The 16,059-nt window shown below is 55.4% G+C and carries 13 protein-coding genes; 9 read left to right on the plus strand and 4 right to left on the minus strand.

Going from position 1 to position 16,059, the window contains the following annotated elements; all coding sequences use genetic code 11:
* Positions 1 to 76: 76 nt before the first annotated feature.
* Positions 77 to 1,732 carry a pyridoxal-dependent aspartate 1-decarboxylase PanP gene (panP, locus tag HNR65_RS00875; RefSeq protein ID WP_181549560.1) on the plus strand — a complete coding sequence of 552 codons (1,656 nt, stop codon included), beginning with the start codon at positions 77 to 79 and terminating at the stop codon, positions 1,730 to 1,732.
* A 25-nt stretch (positions 1,733 to 1,757) separates the two neighbouring features.
* Here panP and HNR65_RS00880 read toward each other — a convergent pair whose 3' ends face one another.
* Both HNR65_RS00880 and iorA read right to left on the minus strand, forming a co-directional pair.
* Entirely contained in the window at positions 1,758 to 2,348 is a 591-nt protein-coding gene (locus HNR65_RS00880; protein ID WP_181549561.1) for an indolepyruvate oxidoreductase subunit beta, read from the minus strand.
* A complete protein-coding gene (gene iorA / locus HNR65_RS00885) occupies positions 2,348 to 4,207 on the minus strand; it encodes an indolepyruvate ferredoxin oxidoreductase subunit alpha (protein WP_181549562.1) in 1,860 nt (619 codons plus the stop codon). Before iorA ends, HNR65_RS00880 begins: the two co-directional genes overlap by 1 nt.
* A 270-nt stretch (positions 4,208 to 4,477) precedes the next feature.
* On the opposite strand from iorA, the gene HNR65_RS00890 reads away from it, so the two are divergent.
* From HNR65_RS00890 to HNR65_RS00925, 8 genes are all read left to right on the plus strand, one after another.
* Positions 4,478 to 5,146, plus strand: a complete 669-nt coding sequence (locus tag HNR65_RS00890; protein WP_181549563.1) for an XTP/dITP diphosphatase — start codon at positions 4,478 to 4,480, stop codon at positions 5,144 to 5,146.
* 17 nt (positions 5,147 to 5,163) lie between these two features.
* Positions 5,164 to 6,804 carry a phosphoenolpyruvate carboxykinase (ATP) gene (locus tag HNR65_RS00895; RefSeq protein ID WP_181549564.1) on the plus strand — a complete coding sequence of 547 codons (1,641 nt, stop codon included), beginning with the start codon at positions 5,164 to 5,166 and terminating at the stop codon, positions 6,802 to 6,804.
* Between the two features lie 45 nt (positions 6,805 to 6,849).
* On the plus strand, positions 6,850 to 8,607 hold the full coding sequence (locus tag HNR65_RS00900; protein WP_181549565.1) for a DUF6178 family protein: 1,758 nt from the start codon (positions 6,850 to 6,852) through the stop codon (positions 8,605 to 8,607).
* Complete coding sequence (locus HNR65_RS00905) at positions 8,604 to 9,698, plus strand: CNNM domain-containing protein (RefSeq protein ID WP_181549566.1); 1,095 nt, start codon at positions 8,604 to 8,606, stop codon at positions 9,696 to 9,698. The genes HNR65_RS00900 and HNR65_RS00905 overlap by 4 nt, the downstream gene beginning before the upstream one ends.
* Before the next feature lie 109 nt (positions 9,699 to 9,807).
* Positions 9,808 to 10,821 (plus strand): sodium:calcium antiporter, encoded by a 1,014-nt coding sequence (locus HNR65_RS00910; RefSeq protein WP_181549567.1) that lies wholly within the window; start codon positions 9,808 to 9,810, stop codon positions 10,819 to 10,821.
* A 286-nt stretch (positions 10,822 to 11,107) separates the two neighbouring features.
* Positions 11,108 to 11,512, plus strand: a complete 405-nt coding sequence (locus tag HNR65_RS00915; RefSeq protein ID WP_181549568.1) for a (2Fe-2S) ferredoxin domain-containing protein — start codon at positions 11,108 to 11,110, stop codon at positions 11,510 to 11,512.
* Positions 11,513 to 11,515: 3 nt separating this feature from the next.
* Positions 11,516 to 11,992 carry a Crp/Fnr family transcriptional regulator gene (locus tag HNR65_RS00920; RefSeq protein ID WP_181549569.1) on the plus strand — a complete coding sequence of 159 codons (477 nt, stop codon included), beginning with the start codon at positions 11,516 to 11,518 and terminating at the stop codon, positions 11,990 to 11,992.
* Between the two features lie 55 nt (positions 11,993 to 12,047).
* The gene (locus tag HNR65_RS00925) at positions 12,048 to 12,533 is read left to right on the plus strand and encodes a Crp/Fnr family transcriptional regulator (RefSeq protein WP_181549570.1); all 486 of its coding nucleotides are present in this window, start codon (positions 12,048 to 12,050) and stop codon (positions 12,531 to 12,533) included.
* Between the two features lie 10 nt (positions 12,534 to 12,543).
* Here HNR65_RS00925 and fdhF read toward each other — a convergent pair whose 3' ends face one another.
* Positions 12,544 to 15,312 carry a formate dehydrogenase subunit alpha gene (gene fdhF / locus HNR65_RS00930; protein WP_181549571.1) on the minus strand — a complete coding sequence of 923 codons (2,769 nt, stop codon included), beginning with the start codon at positions 15,310 to 15,312 and terminating at the stop codon, positions 12,544 to 12,546.
* A gap of 135 nt (positions 15,313 to 15,447) precedes the next feature.
* Positions 15,448 to 16,053, minus strand: a complete 606-nt coding sequence (locus tag HNR65_RS00935; RefSeq protein WP_181549572.1) for a hypothetical protein — start codon at positions 16,051 to 16,053, stop codon at positions 15,448 to 15,450.
* Between the last annotated feature and the right edge of the window lie 6 nt (positions 16,054 to 16,059).

Here is a 16,059-nt window from a genome sequence, read left to right on the forward strand (position 1 = left end):
ATATTTTTGCCAGATTTTTCCAAACAGGACAACAGGCTGTCGGATGACAGCATAAACCAAAAGCATTGTAACTTCAATGGCTGCAAACGCCCCACCACCACCTCCGAAAAAGGACCTGGTCGCTGACTGGCAGCGTCTGGCCAGGGTCTTTATCCGCCCGGAAGACGATGATTCCCGGGCCACTTTGATCAAGTACATGGAGCGGATTCTTTTCGGGCTCCACGATTTTTTAAAGCGCCACGTGGGCATCACAGAGGCCAGAAGCCTGCGGGAGCTTTCACAGAACTACATGCGCACCGATATCAGCGAGGAACCGGAAAAAAAACTCGCCGATGTCATTGCCTGCCTGATCAATGAGACCGCACCCCATGCGGTCAACGTGGCATCGCCTTATTTCGTGGGCCACATGACCTCGGCAATTCCGTTTTTCATGGTCCATTTAAAAACCATTGTGGCGGCATTAAACCAGAACGTGGTCAAGCTCGAGACCTCCAAGGTGGTTTCGGTGATTGAGAAACAGGTCATCGCAAAAATCCACCGGTTAATCTATGATTTTGAGGAAGACTTCTACCTGGCCCACGTGCAGAACACGGAAACCACCCTGGGGGTGTTTACCGAAGGGGGCACCACGGCCAATCTCACGGCCCTGTGGGTGGCCAGAAACGCAAAGTTTGCCGCCAAAAACGAATTTTCCGGCATAGAAAACCAAGGGATCGCTGCGGCCTACCAGGCCTACGGGGTGGACCGGTGCGTGATCCTGGCATCCCGTCTGGTGCACTATTCCCTGAGAAAATCCGCCGGCATCCTGGGCATTGGCAACAACAACGTCATTCCCGTGGACACGGACAAAAACCACCGGATCGACATCAACGCCCTGGAGCAGACCATTTCACGCATCCGCTCCGAGTCGCCCAAAACCTGCATTCTTGCAGCCGTGGGCATTGCCGGGGCAACCGAGACCGGCACCGTGGATCCCCTGGGTCCCATGGCAGACGTGTGCCGGCGCCACAATATTCATTTTCACGTGGATGCCGCCTGGGGTGGGCCCACCCTGCTGTCGGAAAAATACAAGCACCTGCTGGCCGGCATTGAAAAAAGCGATTCCGTGACCATTGACGGGCACAAGCAGTTTTACATGCCCATGAGCTGCGGGATGGTTTATTTCAGAGATCCGGAACTGCTCGATGTTATTGAGTACCATGCCAATTACGTCAACCGCCGGGGATCGGTGGATCTGGGCATCAAGTCGCTTTCCGGCTCCAGGGAGGCCAACAGCCTGATTCTGGATTCAGCCTTAAAAATCATGGGATCCCAGGGTTATGCCCTGCTCATTGACCACGGAATCCAAACCGCTGCAGCATTTGCAGACGAAATTAAAAGCCGGCCGGATTTTGAACTGGTCACCCGCCCGGTATTAAACATTCTCACCTACCGGTACTGCCCGCAAAAAATCCAGCAAGCCCTCAAGCGCGAAAACCAGGACCGCAGGTGCAGCCTCAACAGTGAGATCAACCGGGTCAACCGGGACCTGCAGCGGCTGCAGCGGGAGGCAGGATACAGTTTTGTCTCGCGCACCACCCTACAGGGAGATCCGGCATGCGGTGAGAACCTGGTGGTCCTGCGGGCGGTGATCATGAACCCCATGACCGACATGAAAATTCTCCGGGAAATATTAGACGAGCAGCAAAACATTGCCGCCCGCTTCTGTGCCCCGGACCTGCCGGCGGTATAAAAACGGATCAGACAACCGGCCGGTTTCAGGCTGTGGCTGCCTTGCGCCCCAATTCAAAGGCTTTCAGGTTGGTTTCTGCAAACGCCTGCCGGGTCACCGCCCCGATGGCATCTTTGAGGCTCTGCTCGTTTAGCGGAATCAGGTTTGTTGCGCTAAGCGCCCCGAGCAGCACCATGTTCACCGAAAGCACGTTTCCGGCCTTCCGGGCCAGGGCGGCGGCATCCAGGGAAATCAGCCGGGCGCACTTGGAAGCGATCAGGCGCTGGATATCATCGAGATCCGGATAAACGCCTTTTCCAATGGCTGCGGTAAAGGGCTGCAGGGCGGCTGTGTTGATGATCACCGTGGTGTCGGCGTTGCATTTTTTCAGCGCGCGCAGGGATTCAGCCGGCTCAAAGCCCACCAGGATATCGGCCTCACCGTCGGAAATAATAGGGCTTTGCGCATCTCCGAAAACCAGGGCGGATTCCACCACCCCGCCGCGCTGGGCCATACCGTGGATTTCACTCATGCGCACGGGCACCTGCGAGCGCCGGGCGGCTTCCCCAAGCACGCGGGAAGCCAGCAAATTGCCCTGACCGCCCACGGCCACGATGATCAGTCGGGTTACATCCATTATTTTTTCTCCTTGACGGGCACAATGGCATTTTCCGGGCATACCTGGGCGCAGACCGAACAACCCGTGCATATGGACGCATCAATGCAGACCCGGTCGTTTTCCATATAAAAGGCCGGGCAGGCCAGGTCATTTATACAATTGCGGTGATTGGCGCATTTCTGCGGATCCACCCGAAAGGGGCGTCCGGTTTCCTTCTTCAGGCTCCGGGCCTGCAAAACGCAGTCCTGTTGGGCAATGACAACCGAGACCCCCTCAAATGCAATGGCTTCTTTAAGGGCGGCCACGCTTTTTTTGACATTATAGGGACGGATCACGCTGACATGGGGCACGCCGATTCCCTTGACCAGTGACTCAATGGAGACCCGGCCGTAACCCTCCTGGCCCAGGTTGCTCATGTCCACGCCCGGATGGGGCTGATGGCCGGTCATGGCCGTGGTGTGATTATCCAAAATTACCAGGGTCATATCATGGTTGTTGAAAACCGCGTTGATCAGACCCGGAATACCGGAGTGGAAAAACGTGGAATCACCGATATAGGAGATGACCTTATCATCGAGAACCTGGGAAAACCCGCATCCCGTGCCCACAGACGAGCCCATGCAAATGAGAAAATCGCCGGCTGACAGCGGGGGCATAAACCCCAGGGTGTAGCAGCCGATATCATTGGGCTTGACCGTGGCCATGCCTTCGGTGGCCTTGTTGACCGCATAAAAGGTGGCCCGGTGCGAGCAGCCCGCACACAGGTTGGGCGGCCGCTGAGGGATTTCCGGCACGTCGGAGAGATCCAGGGGCACGGCCGGCTCCAGGGCCACATCAAACCAGGCGGCAATTTTTTCGCGCACCATGGCCGGATCATATTCAAAAAGCCGGGAAAACAGTTGCGGGGCCTTACCGCCGATGGGCAGGATCAGGCCCGCTTCCTGGGCCAGGGCGCGGATGGTCTCTTCCATGTAGGGCTCGCCTTCTTCCACCACAAGGACTTTTTCACACCCCTGGAGAAACGCCTTTAGCTTTTCACCGGGCATGGGATGGGAAAAGCCCACGCGGAAAATCCGGGTTTGGTCTTCAATGCCCAGGTCCCTGACCGCATCGGCCACGTAATTGTAACTCACCCCGTTGACCACAATTCCCCAGGGGCCCTTTCCATGGATAAAATTGTATTTGGACTCACAGGACAAGACCTCTGCCTGATCCAGGCGCTTTAGCAGCCGCACGTGCAGGTTGCGCGACACGGCCGGCACGGTCACCAAATGAAACGGATCCTTGACAAAGTTTCCCTTTGTTTTGGGCGGGATGATCTCACCGAGCAACACCGGTCCGGTGGAGTGGTTGATCCGGGTGGTGGTGCGCACGATCACCGGCTCCTGTAGGGTTTCGGACAATTCAAATGCATATGGCATGATCTGCCGGACCTCATCCACGCTGGAGGGCTCCAGGATGGGAAGACCCGAGAGCTTGCCGTAATACCGGTTGTCCTGCTCGTTCTGGGAGGAAAACATGTAGGGGTCATCTGCGCAAAGAATCACCAGGCCCGCCTTTACCCCCACGTAGGCCAGGGTCATCATGGCATCTGCTGCCACGTTCATGCCCACATGCTTCATGATGCACATGCTCCGGACCCCTGAATTGGCAGCCGCTGCGGTGACTTCCAGGGCCACTTTCTCATTGGTGCTGTATTCGAAATACAGGTCGCTTTGCTTTGCCATCTGGAAAAAATTGGCCGAAATTTCCGAGGAGGGCGTTCCCGGGTATGTGGCGGCAAAGGCCAGCCCCGCTTCCACTGCACCCCGGGCGATGGCCTCGTTGCCCAGAAGCATCAGCGTTTCTCCGGCATTGTCCTGCAGCAGCTTGTGCATAAGCCGTATTCCTTTACTATACTGGGTTTGATTTTTTCACGTTCCGGGTTAAATTGTAGAAAGTTCTATAACATGGAAAAACCCGGTGTAAAACATTTTTCGTTGACTTGTGAAGGCCGGTGGCGGTCGCTTTATCAAAGGGGTTTACAATCAAAAACAGATCCAGTATAAAAAAGGTTTATTTCCTGACACTTCCAGCCGCCGGAACATTTGGAAATCTGACTGGATCATCCTGTTTTACAGTTTTTTATTACAAAATCTGAGGCGCATATGGACGAACGAACCACCCTGGTGATAGCCACCCGGAATTCGGGAAAAACCCGTGAAATACGAGAACTGCTGGCCGGATATCCGGTGACCGTAAAAAATCTCGACGATTTCGGCCCGATTCCGGAAATCGATGAAGATGGCGAAACCTTTGACGACAACGCCTATAAAAAGGCCTCCTTTGCCTCCCGGGTGCTGGGACTGCCAACCCTGGCAGATGATTCAGGCCTGTGCGTCAATGCCCTGGGCGGGCAGCCGGGAGTGCACTCGGCCCGGTTTGCCGGCGCTGATGCCACGGACGCGGAAAAATGCCGGAAATTGCTGGAAATGATGGAAAACCAGCAGGACCGGAGCGCGGCGTTTGTTTGCGTGATCTCCATTGCCGTGCCCACGGGTGCAGCCCTTACCTACGAAGGCCGTTGCGAGGGGCAGATCCTCCGGGAGCCGGCCGGGCAAAACGGATTTGGCTATGATCCGGTATTTTATTACCCGCCTTTGGACAAATCCTTTGCCCGGCTTCCGGCTGCGGAGAAAAACCGGGTCAGCCACAGGGGCCGGGCTCTTGCCGAAATTTGCGCGGAAATGGACAAGATACTCAAATGGATCGATCTGCAGATGCCGGTGCCGGAAAAGTTTACCTGCGGGCCTGCGGATGAGTCCACAATCACTTAAACAGGGCAGGTAACTCCATGGCCATTGAAACCTTAAACCAGATGATCGCCACCCATCCCGAGGTTTTGCGCAATTTAAAACGGGCCCAGATTACCCGTTATGCCGTGGACCAGCGGGAAGGGCTGGTGTTGCCCTGCGGAGCGCTGTCCACATGGACCCCGCCGGAATCAACGGGCCGTTCTCCGAAAGACACAGTGATCGTGCGCTATCCGGAGCTGGAAGAGCATATTGACTGGACCTCTCCCAACAATTTGTCCATTGATCCGGAAACCTTTCACCGCCTCTGGATTGATGCGCTCACCGTGCTGTGGAAAAAACCCCGGGTTTATGTCACCGACCGGGTCATCGGGGCGGATCCCCAGTATGCCATGCCGGTGCAGACGGTTACGGATTTTGCCTTAACCAGTCTGTTTACCATGAACATGTTCCGGCCCGTGCCTTCAAAAATCGATAAAAGCCTGTTTGCAGACAAGCCCTTTACCCTGCTGGTGGCCCCTTATGACAAAATCGACACCTCCAGGTATGAAGGCCGGCTCAGAAAACGCGAAGACGGCACCACATCGGACATGATCATTGCCATGGATTTCAAAAACCGGCTTGGACTGGTATACGGATCAGCCTACTGCGGCAGCGCCAAAAAGCTCATGTTTACAGCCATGAACTATTACCTGCCCCATGAAAACATTCTGCCCCTGCACTGCTCAGCCAATGAGGACCACCAGGGCAACGTCTCTTTGTTTCTGGGCCTTTCCGGGACCGGCAAAACCACCCTGTCGGCGGACAAAAACCGGTCTTTGATCGGCGATGACGAGCACGGATGGGATGAAAACGGGATCGCCAATTTTGAGCACGGCTGTTATGCAAAGCTTATTGACCTGGAGCCGGAAAAAGAACCTGAAATCTACAAAGCCGTGTTTTCCCACCGGGAAATAGAGGAAAACGGGGTGATCATTGAAAACTGCATGACCTATCCCAACGGGACCGTGGACCAGTTTGACGCCCGCCTGACCCAAAACAGCCGGGTGTCCTATCCGCTGCGGTATCTGAGCAACGTCAAGATCAAGGGCACGGGCCGGCATCCGTCCACCATCATTTTTTTAACCGCTGATGCCAACGGGGTGCTGCCCCCCATTTCCAGGCTCAATGCCGAGCAGACCATGCTCTGGTTTCTCATGGGATACACCAGCAAGCTGGCCGGAACGGAAACCGGCATCAAGGAACCCCAAACCACGTTTTCCAGGTTTTTCGGCCAGCCGTTTATGGCCAACAAGCCTTCATATTACGCCAACCTGCTCGGCCGGAAAATGAAGCAGCACAAGACCCGGGTGTTTCTGGTCAATACCGGCTGGAGCGGCGGGCCCTATGGGACCGGTTCGCGCATTGACATCACCCAGACGCGCGCCATGCTGGATGCGGCCATGGAAGGCCAACTGGACAATGTGTCTTACACGGAAAACAAACGCTTCCACCTGAGCGTGCCCGACTCCTGCCCGGGTGTGAATGCGGAGATCCTGCATCCGGAAAACACCTGGTCTGACAAAAACGCCTTTGAGCAGCGGGCCGAAGCACTGGCCCGGGAATTTTCGGATTATTTTGACCAGGCCTATTCAAACGCAGATATTGATCCTGCGGTTCGGGTCCAGTGCCCGGGTAAGTAAGGCCTCCTGAGTTTATTTATCCGCAAACAGAATTGATTTTTGAAAATGACAAGTTCAGAACCCGAAGATACACAGATCCGCTCGGCCCACCAGCAGCGCATGGCCCGTCTGGCTGCAGACAAACAGCGCATTTTAAAGCAGCCACCGGAAAAGGCCTTAGATGAAATCCTGGATCACCCCCAGGCCACTGCCCTGGTTCACTCCATGGCAGAAGAGGATATGTATTTTCTGGTCCATGAAATCGGGGCGGAAGACGCCATGGAACTGCTGTCCCTGGCTTCCAACCGGCAATGGGAATACCTGCTGGACCTGGAAATCTGGAACCGGGACCGGATCAACCCCCAGGCCCTGGGCCACTGGATGAGCCTGCTGTCCCGGGCCGATCTCCCGCGGTTTCACCAGTGGGCCGCGTCAGAGAAATATGACCTGTTGGAATACTATCTCCATGAGGCCCTTGAGATCCGAATCCCGGAGGAAAACGAAGACCCGGGCGATTTTCCGGACGGTTTTTTCACGCATGACGGGGTTTTTTACATCAGCATCCAGGAAGGATTTTTAAACGCCATTGAAGACGAAGACGACCGGGAAGAGCGCCAGCAGCTCATTCACCAGCTTCTTCGCCACCTTGCAGACGAGGACCTGCAGACCTACCAGGCCACCCTGCTTCGCAGCGTCAACGTCATGGAGGCAGAAAGCCAGGAAGAAGCCCTGCGGTTTCGCAATGTTCGTCTGGCTGAAAAAGGATTTCTGCCGTTTGAGGAAGCCGTTGGTGTATATGCCCCCATGCGGCCGGAATCGGTTCGCAAGCGCCCGGCACGGACACCGGATACGGCATCTGATGGGGACTTTAACCTGCCGGTGCCTGTTCAGCACAGTTCCATGCTCTCAGACAGCGGGATTTTCGGAACAGCGCTCTGGCAAATCAAATCAGGCCAGCTTGTCTATGAGCTTCAGGTGGAATTTGCCGCTCTGTGCAATCAGGTAATTGCAGCAGACCAGCAGCCCGTGCGTCAACGAGAAGAGCTTGGGCACGTGGTGGAAAAGGTTTCCGCATACCTGGGCCTGGGCCTGCACCGGCTGGCCGGGACGCAAAAACCGCCGGCACCCGGACAAAGTGCAGAGGTCTTAAGCAACTACAGTCTGGCAGACATCTTTCGAACCGGTTACGCCCTGGCTGTAGATCTGCGAAACCGGGCCCGGAAATGGAAGGCCGATGCCTGGTATGCACATCGTCGGCTGGCCCTGAGTTTCTGGGGAGAGCGGCTCGTGGGTTTTGTGGGCGGACTTCTGCTGACCCGGCCCAAGTTTTTTGACAATTACCAAACCGGCCGGATGTACCGGGAGTTTGAAACCATGCAAGACATTGAGACGGCCGAAGCCGCCTTAAACGAAATCACGGCCTTTGACCACCTGCTTTCGTGCATGGAAATCAATACCCATTACCTGCCAAAGCGGTATTTTATCACGCATGAGAACCTGCTGCTGACCCTGTGGGCAAAAGACCGCCTGGGCCAGCCCAGGATACCGCTGCCGATTCCGGCAAATGCGTTTCTGCCCTTTTTCAGCCAATTGTGGGAACAAGGCACAAAAACACCCCGGATTCGGCATTCGGCCAAATCCGATTTTCTCCAATGGCTTTCAGCCCAAAGCGGGATTTCCGACCATGACATATCTGATCGCATGGAGGCCGCCCTGGAAAACCTGTTTTCCCGGATTGCCGAAGAATACGGCCATGTTTCCCCAGCGGACCTGGATCCCAGATTTGTCCATTTGTTTATCCTTGAAAAAACTGAAAATCAATGACGCTTCTGTTCATTTACCTGTTTATCGCCCTGGGGGTCTCATTTCTGTGCTCCATCATGGAGTCTGTCCTGCTGTCGATCACCCCGAGCTTTACCGCAGCCTTTGAGGAGGTTCATCCCAAAACCGGCAAACTGCTGCGCACACTGAAAACCGATATTGACCGCCCCCTGGCCGCCATTTTGAGCTTAAACACCATCGCCCATACAGTAGGCGCCGCCGGTGTGGGCGCCCAGGCGGTTGCGGTGTTCGGCAGCCAATACGTGGGGATTACATCCGCGGTGCTCACATTTCTGATCCTGGTTTTGTCCGAAATCATTCCCAAGACCATCGGCGCGCTTTTCTGGAGGAGCCTGACCCGGCCCACAGTGCTTTTGCTCCGCAGCCTTATCATTGTTCTATACCCCCTGGTGCAGATGTCTCAGGTGATTACCTACCTGTTTTCCAGGGGGAAAAAAATCACGCCGGTGACCCGGGATGAAATCCGGGCCCTGGCGGATCTGGGATTTGAAGAAGGCCTGTTTCTGGAAAAGGAATCCCGGATTCTCAAAAACCTGATGCGCCTGAGCTCCATCCGGGCCGCTGATATCATGACCCCGCGCAAGGTCATGTTTTCCCTGCCCGAAAGCATGCGCATAGACGAGGTCTACAAGGTTTATCCCAGCATTCATGTTTCCCGGATTCCCCTGTATGAACCGGACAACAAGTCCATTGCCCGATACATTTTAAAAGACGATCTGCTGCTGGCCCTGGCCACCGGGGATGCCACCCGGACGGTTTCCGGGCTGGGGCGGGACATGCTGGCCGTACCTGAAACGGTCAACCTGTTTCGCCTGTTTGAACAGCTTCTGGATCGGCGGGAGCATATTGCCCTGGTCGTGGATGAATACGGCGGTATTGCCGGGCTGGTGTCCATGGAAGACATCCTGGAGACCCTTCTGGGCACGGAAATCATTGATGAAACCGACACCATTCCCAACATGCGCAAGTGGGCCAGAAAGCAATGGTATGAAAGGGCCCGGTCCCACGGCCTGATTGCCGCAGAAGATGACCAGAGCATAGAAACGGAAAGCCGCCTTCCGGATAGTTCTTAAAAATGGAGGAAATCCGGGCCTGCATGGCACAGCTGATGTTCCGAACCAATTTCGAAAAGGCGTTCCGGCGGCATAAAAAACATATTGCCGGGAACGGAAAACACTTCTGATGATCGTTATTGTCTGCATTTTTGTCATCCTTGCTGCAACTGCGGCTGTATGGCATGGCAGTTTTCTGCTGGAAAACGCCGCCGGCCGTCTGGCCGCCCATTACCACCTGCCGGCCGTGGTCCAGGGATCGATTATCATGGCCGTGGGCTCCAGTTTCCCCGAGCTTTCCAGCACTGTGATTGCCACTTTGGTTCACGGCAAGTTTGAACTTGGCGTGGCTGCGGTGGTGGGATCGGCGGTGTTTAACATCCTGGTCATACCCGGAATTTCCGGGCTTGTGGGCAGGGGACTGGAAGCAGACCGGGAAATGATTTACAAAGAAGCGTTGTTTTACATGATCAGTGTGGCCGTGCTCATGCTAAGCTTTGCCCTGGCCCTGATCTATTATCCGGTGGCCGGCAGCCAGTGGGAAGGAAGCATCACCCGCCCCCTTGCCCTTCTGCCCGTGGGATTTTACGGGCTCTACATTTTCCTCCAGCACCAGGACACGATGGAATATCGGATACAGCAGCGGGAAAACGGCCTTCATGCCCAAAAGATCCAGGGCGGGGCGGGCAGACTTTGGCTGCGCCTGGTACTGGGCCTGGCTTTTATCGGAATCGGCGTGGAAGGACTGGTGCGATCGGTGATCATCCTTGGAGATGTTTTCAACACTCCGCATTTTTTCTGGGGGCTGAGCGTAATTGCCGCTGCCACAAGCCTTCCGGATGCCTTTGTCAGCATCCAGGCAGCCCGCCGGAAAGACGGTGTCGTGAGCATGGCCAATGTTTTGGGCAGCAACACCTTTGACTTGCTAATCGCCATTCCCGTCGGTGTGCTCATTGCCGGCACCTGCATCATTGACTTTTCCGTGGCCGCCCCGGCCATGGGGCTTCTGGCCGTGGCCACCATTGCCCTGTTTGTCATGCTGCGCACCCAGCTGCGCCTTACCCAATTTGAATGCATCCTTCTGCTGGTCCTGTATGCCGGATTTCTTGCCTGGATGGGCGTTGAGGCGTTTTTTTACGCATAACCAACACCGTTGATCTGTTTGACATCCCGGGGATTTTAATCTATTTTAATTGAATTAAGAAAAAAATAATTTCACAAAAAGCCTGTGCCTTGTTTTAAAGACCATACATTGATGGCACCGTAAAAACTCTGATTTCAGATGGTGCCGTAAAAAGTTCAAGATCAAGGCTTGCGTAATTTCGAAGAATGCAGCATAGTTATCCGTATGTGAAATTCTGAGAAATTGCGCGTAACGCAGATATTGAACTTTTTACGGCACCATCATACATTACCGGGAGAAACAGCCAATGGGCAAGATTACCATCGAGGATTTACAACGGATCAAGGAAAAGACCCTGCATGAAACCGCGCTGCGCCATCAACAGCCCAATGTCCGGGTCACGGTTCACATGGGAGACTGCGGCATTTCCGCCGGCGCCAGAGAGGTGATGAACGCCGTAATCGAAGAACTCGGCAAAAGCGGGCGCCATGATATTCATGTGCTGGCCTCTGACTGCCTGGGGATCTGCGAGACCGAACCCAACATTACGGTGGCGGTGGCCGGACAGAACCCGGTGGTATACCAGAAAATGAATGCCGAAAAGATCCGGCAGGTATTTGAGCGCCATGTTTTAAACAACGAGGTGTTAACCGAACATACGGTGGAAGTCCCGGAGCCGGACAACAGCACGCAGACCAGCAAGGAGGCATAATAAATGGCAGACCAGATTCAAAACGTTTTGCGGCAGACCGAGGCGTTTTCCGCCATAGAGGATGCAGAGCTGGAAAAAATTGCCGGTTTCAGCAGCATTGCCAGATTTGAAAAAGGCTCGCGCCTGTTTACGGAAGGCGAAGCCGCCGCTCACTTATGGGCCATTGCCGGCGGGCAGGTGGATCTTCGCTTTGAAATGCCGGCCCGGGAAACAACAGAAATCCAGACCATTTCCACGCTTTCGTCTACCGGCATCATCGGGTGGTCCAGCCTGCTGCCGCCTTATAAATACAAACTGTCTGCCTACTGCTCATCTCAATCCTGTGAAGTGATAAAAATCAGCGGTGAACAATTGCTGGCCTTTTTAAAGGACAATCCTGAAACCGGATACCGGGTTCTAAGGGCCATGATCCAGGTTGTGGGCACCCGGTTTGAACACCTGCAGGCAACAGCCGATGCCGCACCCCTGAGCAATTCATAGGACTTGCGCAGGCAGCCTTGTTTAGCGAAAAACCCCAGACCAAGGGAGATAAATAATGACCAGTCTTGATTTCATGGACCAGGTGGAAATGTTTACAGGCTTAACAGACCAGCAGCTGGAAGCCATACAAAATACAGCCGAAGTGGTGGAATACAGAAAATCCGATCCCATCTTCAAGCACGGAGAAACAGCCGAAAACCTCTGGATCGTGCTGGACGGCGAAATTCAGCTGATCTGCGAGTCAGAACAGTCCAGACAAAAGGATGTATGCGAGCCTTTGACCTTTATTTCCTCGGCCCAGACCTATGGATGGCACTGCTTTGTCCCGCCCTTTGAGTACCGTCTGTCCGGATACTGCGCATCCCGTCACTGCCGGCTCATCCGGCTCAAAAAACAGGATCTGGAGCAAATGTTTGAAAAATACCCGGAAATCGGCTATTCCGTGATGAACTACACCCTTCGGGCCATCGGCACCCAGTTCCAGGAGCTTCAGGATGAACTGGCCCGGCGGCAGGGCCAGGAAATCCTGAGCAACTGGTAACTTAGTGACTTCATGCCGCCCGGGAGAGCCTGACCGCACAGACTTTGTATTCCGGGATTTTAGATACCGGATCCAGGGCGGAATTGGTCAGCCGGTTGGCTGCCGCCTCTGCATAATGGAACGGTATAAACACGGTTCCATCCACCGCCTTTGGCGATACAGTCATTTTTGCCACGATCTCGCCGCGCCTGGAGGCAATGCGAATCTTGTCCCCGTCTTCCAGGCCGTATTTCTCGGCATCCGCAGGCGATATTTCCACAAAGCTCTCCGGTGCCCGCTCGTTTAAGCCCTCGGTTTTCCGGGTCATGCTGCCGGTATGATACTGGTACAGGACCCGGCCGGTGGTCAGGTACAAGGGATATTCCTCGTCCACCTGCTCAGCCGGCGGGATATAGTCAATGGCATGCAAAACCCCCTTGCCGATGGGAAAGGACTGGGTGTGGAGAATCGGCGTTCCCGGATGATCAGGGCTGGGACACGGCCAGTGAATCCCTTCATGTTCGATGCGGGCATAACTGAGACCGGCATAGGAAGGGGTCACCGATGCGATTTCATCAAAAATTTCCCCGGCGTTTTCATAATCCATGGCATAGCCCATACGCTTGGATATAGCCGTGATAATCCACCAGTCTTCCCGGGCCCCCTCCGGGGGGTCGACCGCCTTGCGCACCCGCTGAACCCGGCGTTCGGTGTTGGAAAACGTGCCGTCTTTTTCCGCAAAGCATGTGGCCGGCAGCACCACGTGGGCTTTCTGCGCGGTTTCGGTCATGAAGATGTCCTGCACTACCATTAAATCCAGATGATCCAGACTTGCCTCGGCGTGGTTGAGATCCGGATCCGATACCAGCGGATTTTCGCCGATGATATAAAGGGTCTTTAACTCTCCGGAATGGGCTTTGGGTATCATTTCCGTCACCGGCAGGCCGGCCTTGTCTGACATCCCGGAAACCCCCCAGGCTTTTTCCATTTTTGAGACATTGTCGGCCACTGTCACAGGCTGGTAGGCGGAAAACACGTTGGGCAGCCCGCCCATGTCACAGGCACCCTGGACATTGTTCTGGCCCCGCAGGGGATTGACCCCGGTGCCGGGCCGGCCCAGATTCCCGGTGATCATGGCCAGGTTGGCCAGGGATTTGACATTGTCGGTGCCCGAGATGTGCTGGGTAATGCCCATGCAGTAAAGGATAGCCGCATTTTCCGCGCCGGCATACAGGCGGGCGGCATCGATGATCTGTCCGGGCGGAATGCCCGTTATCTCAGAGACATATTCAGGGGTGAATTTGGCAACCGCCTCTTTGAGGGCCTCAAAACCCTGGGTACGGTTTTCCACAAATTCCCTGTCATAGAGATCTTCCTTGATAATCACGTGGATCAGGCCGTTGATCCAGGCCACGTCCGTGCCCAGGTTGGGCCGGAGCCACTTGTCGGCAAACTCGGCAATCTTTATCCGGCGGGGATCCACAAGAAGCAGTTTCGCACCCTTAAAGGCTGCGGCCCGCTTGACAAAGGCGGATATCACCGGATGGTTTTCCGTTGTGTTGGAACCTGTGATCAAAATGACATCGGCTTGCTCGACGTCTGCGATGGTGTTTGTCATTGCCCCGCTTCCGAATGCTGCGGCCAGACCGGCCACTGTGGAGCTATGTCAGAGACGGGCGCAATGGTCAATATTATTGGTTTTCAGCACGGCCCGGGTAAATTTCTGGGCAATGTAATTGTCCTCGTTTGTGATCCGCGCCGAAGTCAGCACCCCGATGCTGTCGGGCCCGTGGGCGTCCCGGGTTTCGGTGAACCGCCGGGCCACCAGGTCCAGGGCCTCGTCCCAGGTGGCTTTACGGAACTCACCGTTTTCCTTGATCAGGGGGCTTGTGATCCGCTCCGGAGAATCAATGAACTTGTATCCAAACCGGCCCTTGACGCACAGGCTGCCGTAATTGGGCGCTACGTCCGCTGCACCGGTGACCTTGAGCACGGTATTGTCCTTGACATGCAAATCCATCTGGCAGCCCACACCGCAGTAGCTGCAGGTGGTGCGCACTTTTTCCGCCTCCCAGGGCCGCCACCGGTACCTGGCCTCCTTTTCCACCAAAGCGCCGACCGGGCATGCCTGGACGCATTCCCCGCAAAAAACGCAGTCCGAGTCCTTCAGGGGCCGATCGCCGGCGGCCACGATTTTGCCGTCCTTGCCGCGGTATCCAAAGCTGATGGCGCGGTTGACCTGGACTTCGTTGCAGGCCTGCACGCAGCGGCCGCACAGGATGCAGCGGGAAAAGTCGCGCACGATAAACGGGTTGACGGTTTCCATGGGATACGGGGTTTGCGTGGCGGAAAAAGCATCCCCGGAAACCTGGTACCTGTAGGCAAGGTCCTGAAGCTGACAGTCACCCCAGACAGGGCAAAGCCGGTTGCTGTGATCATAGTCCTGCACCTGGAGCTGAAAGTCGGCGAAACTGCCGGATGCGTCCACATTGCGCACGGCGCAGTTGTGGTTGCCGGAGGCCAGCAGCAGCTCGATGGTTTTCTTGCGCGATTTCACCACATCGGGCGACTCGGAGTGGATCACCATGCCGGCCTGTGCCGGGGTGCTGCATGCCGGCAGCAGATTGCGGGCGTTTTCCACTTCCACCACGCAGATCCGGCACGCCCCGGTAGGCGTGGCGCCCTTAAGATGGCACAGTGTGGGGATATCAATGCTGTTTTTCCTGGCCACATCCAAAATCGTTTCCCCGGTTTCAAAGGAAAACCGGTTTCCATTAATGGTCACTTGATTTTCTGTCATGGCTGAATCTCTGCAACTTTTTGGATTTTCATATTTTTGCGCCCAATGGCGCACAAACGAATCTTAAAAGTCTCAAAATATATTAGATAGCCGATTTTGCAGCACCTTTCAAGAAAGAAACTCAAAAACCCGGAGCTACAGCCACATTTCCCGTTCCGGATCCCGCAGGGACATGGGCGGGCCCAGCACTTCATACCAGATAACGGCCCGGCGAAGCTCATGCCTTGAAAACTGATGCGACCGAAGGGTTTTTAACTCCTTTTTTCCCATTTGCTCGAGTGCCGGTGCCGGCGGCCTTCTTGTTGTCTCTCCGATGCGCGCCTCCGGAGTCCAGCCCTGCCGGCTGCGCGACTCAATCAGGGTTTGTCCCCGTTCCGGCCGGGGACCAGCGGGCTGTTTCCCGGCTCCGGCCCCGGATGGTTTCTTTAAATCCGGTTTGTCCGCCCCGGGCGCGGTACGGACCAGATCCTCCCAGGCGGTGCCCCGGCCCGGCTGCCGGGCCGGCTCCGGGGTCTGCCTTTGCGGCTGCTCAACAACCTCCTGCCGGAGTTCGGCCAGCAAATCCCGGATATTTCGCTTCCACCCGGCCGGGGCCTTGTCCTCAGCCGCAGATTTCGGCTCTTCTTCAGCAAGGGATTGTTCCGGCGGGCCAGAAGCGCCTTTATCAAACTTTTTTTTGGCCTTGACAATATTGGTAATGATAATGAAAGCCACCACCAGAAAAAAGATCAGGGGTTCCATGGGTAT

This window comes from Desulfosalsimonas propionicica, from assembly GCF_013761005.1.
In the GTDB taxonomy this organism is placed as follows: domain Bacteria; phylum Desulfobacterota; class Desulfobacteria; order Desulfobacterales; family Desulfosalsimonadaceae; genus Desulfosalsimonas; species Desulfosalsimonas propionicica.

Coding starts and splice junctions, on each gene's coding strand:
- panP (WP_181549560.1), top strand. CDS start 77: ATGGCTGCAAACGCCCCACCACCACCTCCGAAAAAGGACCTGGTCGCT.
- HNR65_RS00880 (WP_181549561.1), bottom strand. CDS start 2,348: ATGGATGTAACCCGACTGATCATCGTGGCCGTGGGCGGTCAGGGCAAT.
- iorA (WP_181549562.1), bottom strand. CDS start 4,207: ATGCACAAGCTGCTGCAGGACAATGCCGGAGAAACGCTGATGCTTCTG.
- HNR65_RS00890 (WP_181549563.1), top strand. CDS start 4,478: ATGGACGAACGAACCACCCTGGTGATAGCCACCCGGAATTCGGGAAAA.
- HNR65_RS00895 (WP_181549564.1), top strand. CDS start 5,164: ATGGCCATTGAAACCTTAAACCAGATGATCGCCACCCATCCCGAGGTT.
- HNR65_RS00900 (WP_181549565.1), top strand. CDS start 6,850: ATGACAAGTTCAGAACCCGAAGATACACAGATCCGCTCGGCCCACCAG.
- HNR65_RS00905 (WP_181549566.1), top strand. CDS start 8,604: ATGACGCTTCTGTTCATTTACCTGTTTATCGCCCTGGGGGTCTCATTT.
- HNR65_RS00910 (WP_181549567.1), top strand. CDS start 9,808: ATGATCGTTATTGTCTGCATTTTTGTCATCCTTGCTGCAACTGCGGCT.
- HNR65_RS00915 (WP_181549568.1), top strand. CDS start 11,108: ATGGGCAAGATTACCATCGAGGATTTACAACGGATCAAGGAAAAGACC.
- HNR65_RS00920 (WP_181549569.1), top strand. CDS start 11,516: ATGGCAGACCAGATTCAAAACGTTTTGCGGCAGACCGAGGCGTTTTCC.
- HNR65_RS00925 (WP_181549570.1), top strand. CDS start 12,048: ATGACCAGTCTTGATTTCATGGACCAGGTGGAAATGTTTACAGGCTTA.
- HNR65_RS00935 (WP_181549572.1), bottom strand. CDS start 16,053: ATGGAACCCCTGATCTTTTTTCTGGTGGTGGCTTTCATTATCATTACC.